Annotated in this window: 3 protein-coding genes and 1 pseudogene; all 4 read left to right on the forward strand. The window is 72.6% G+C overall.

Annotated elements, in window-relative coordinates; translation table 11 throughout:
* Window positions 1–477 (forward strand): prepilin peptidase (locus tag HUU95_RS13965; protein ID WP_174280654.1); only part of this gene is annotated, 477 nt, incomplete at its 5' end.
* Window positions 474–854 carry a hypothetical protein gene (locus tag HUU95_RS13970; protein ID WP_174280655.1) on the forward strand — a complete coding sequence of 127 codons (381 nt, stop codon included), beginning with the start codon at window positions 474–476 and terminating at the stop codon, window positions 852–854. The genes HUU95_RS13965 and HUU95_RS13970, both read left to right, overlap by 4 nt.
* Window positions 854–2,278, forward strand: a complete 1,425-nt coding sequence (locus tag HUU95_RS13975) for a coniferyl aldehyde dehydrogenase (RefSeq protein ID WP_438827219.1) — start codon at window positions 854–856, stop codon at window positions 2,276–2,278. Before HUU95_RS13970 ends, HUU95_RS13975 begins: the two co-directional genes overlap by 1 nt.
* A gap of 62 nt (window positions 2,279–2,340) precedes the next feature.
* Window positions 2,341–2,597: pseudogene (locus HUU95_RS13980) on the forward strand (hypothetical protein); the annotation flags it as partial.

Here is a 2,597-nt window from a genome sequence, read left to right on the forward strand (position 1 = left end):
GCGGTCGCGCCCGGGGTGGAGGGCGTCGTCGGCGCGGTGTTCGGCTGGCTGCTGCTCGCACTCGCCGCGCTCGATCTCGCCGCTTGGTGGCTCCCCGATCGCCTCGTCGCCCCGCTCGCGTTCGCCGGCGTCGCGGGCGGCCTTGCCGGGTTCGATCCGCCGCTCGCCGATCGACTGATCGGCGGCGCAGGCGGGTTCGTGCTGCTCTGGCTGGTCGCCAATGGCTACCGTCGCCTGCGCGGGCGCGTCGGGCTGGGCGGCGGCGATCCCAAGCTGTTCGGCGCGATCGGCCTGTGGCTCGGCTGGCGACCGCTGCCCGCCGTGCTGCTGGTCGCCGCGCTGACCGGGCTCGGCACCGTCGGGTTTCGTTGGTGGCGGGGCGAGGCGGTGACGCGCGCCGACGCGCTGCCGCTGGGCGCGCTGCTCGCGGTCGCCGCTTTTCCGGCGTGGCTGCTCATGATAGCCTTGCGGCCGTGATCCTGCCGCTGCTCCCCGCCGGTCTCGGCGCACTCGGGCCCCAGCCGTTGCCCAAGGGCGGTTGCGCGGCCTATCTGTGGAGCGTGCCGGAGCCGCGCGCGCTGATCGCCACCGCCGCGCCCGCGTCGCTCCGGCTGCGCCTCGATGACAAGCTGGTCGACTTGCCCAGCGCCGACGCGAGCGGCGCGATCGTGCGCGGCTTCGCGCGGACGACGCGCTACGTCGCCGGCCCGGTCGTCGCCACCGTGACGATGACGGTGATCGAACGCGCCGACATCGCTGGCGGCGCGCTCGTCGCCGACGCGACGCTGACGGTGGAGCGGGCGGGCGGCGACGCCGTGGTGGTGCCGGTGGGCGGGCTGGTCGGATGCGGATGATGGGTGACGTGCTGGCGGCGCAGCGCGCGGCGTTCACCGCCGAGCTGCCCGTCTCGCTCGCCATCCGTGCCGACCGGCTGAAGCGGGCGAAGGCGATGATCCAGACCCATGCCGGCCGGTTCTGCGACGCGCTCTGCGACGATTTCGGCCACCGCAGCCGCGACCAATCGATGCTCACCGACATCGCCGGCTCGATCGCGCCGATCGACCACGCGCTCAGGCACATGGCACGCTGGGCCAGGCCGGAGCGGCGCGCCGTCCCGTTCCCGCTCGGCCTGCTCGGCGCCCGCGCGCGGGTGGAGTTCCAGCCCAAGGGCGTCGTCGGCGTGATCGCGCCGTGGAACTTCCCGGTCAACCTCGTCATGGGGCCGGTCGCCGGCGCGTTCGCGGCGGGAAACCGGGTGATGGTCAAGACCAGCGAGTTCACGCCCGCGGTCGCGGCGCTGTTCGAGGAAGTCGCGCCAAGCTATTACGATCAGGACGAACTCGCTTTCGTCTCCGGCGGGCCGGAGGTGGGGCAGGCGTTCGCCGCGCTGCCGTTCGATCACCTGCTCTTCACCGGCGCGACCGGGATCGGGCGCCACATCCTGCGCGCCGCCGCCGACAACCTCACGCCCGTGACGCTGGAGCTGGGGGGCAAGTCGCCCGCGATCATCGGCGCCGGGGCGGACCTCCGCCAAGCCGGCGAGCGGATCGCGCTGGGCAAGATGCTCAACGCCGGCCAGATCTGCCTGGCGCCCGATTATGTCCTGACGCCAGTGGCTTGCGAGGCGGCGGTGATCGCTAGTCTCAAGACCGCTGCGGCCGCCATGTACCCGACGCTGCTCGCCAACCCCGACTATACCGCGATCGTCAACGACCGGCGTCACCGGCGCCTGACCGACTGGCTCGCCGACGCCCGCGCGAAGGGCGCCCGGATCGAGATCGTCAACCCGGCGGGCGAGGACATTGCCGCGTCGAACAGCCGCAAGATGCCGCTTCACATCGTGTCGGAGGTCACCGACGACATGGTGTTGATGCAGGAGGAAATCTTCGGTCCCGTCCTGCCGGTGGTCCGCTATGACGGCATCGACGACGCAATCGCGCGGATCAACCGTGGCCCGCGCCCGCTGGGCCTCTACCATTTCGGGCGCGACGCCGCCGAGCGCCGCCGCGTGCTGGACCGCACGGTCTCCGGCGGGGTCACGCTCGACGACGTGGTGTTCCATGTCTCGGTGGAGGACCTGCCGTTCGGCGGGATCGGCGCGTCCGGCACCGGCGCCTATCACGGCCGCGACGGCTTCCGCACCTTCAGCCACGCGCGCGCGGTGTTTCGCCAGTCGCGCCTGGACGTCGCCGGCCTGGCCGGGCTCAAGCCGCCATACGGCACCAGGCTGCGCCGCACGCTGGCCCGGCAGATCGGCGTCCGGGAACCAAGCGCCTGATCGATCGTAACGCTCCATTAGGGAGTAGCCCGCAAACGGCGTTCCCGCGTAAAGGGGTTCGCGTGAGCGGATTGTGCAGGCGTCATTACTGGCTGGCGATGGCGGTGCTCGCGTCGGCGCCGGCGCTCGCCCAGTTCAACAAGCCCGGCACCGGCAAGGCGCGCGGGCCCGACGCACCCAAGGATCAGCCCACGCCCCCTGCCGGCCAGACCGGAGAGGCGCCCATCGTCCCCGACGCCGAGTTCAACGCCGCGCTCCCACCGCTGACCGGCGACATCAACGCGCCGCTCGGGCCGATGCCGACGCCCGCGCAGATGAC

The sequence above is a fragment of the Sphingomonas bacterium genome (genome assembly GCF_903643065.1).
In the GTDB taxonomy this organism is placed as follows: domain Bacteria; phylum Pseudomonadota; class Alphaproteobacteria; order Sphingomonadales; family Sphingomonadaceae; genus Sphingomonas.

Bases quoted from the DNA above. Each gene is read 5' to 3' on its own strand.
- HUU95_RS13975 (WP_438827219.1), top strand. From the start codon at position 854: ATGGGTGACGTGCTGGCGGCGCAGCGCGCGGCGTTCACCGCCGAGCTG.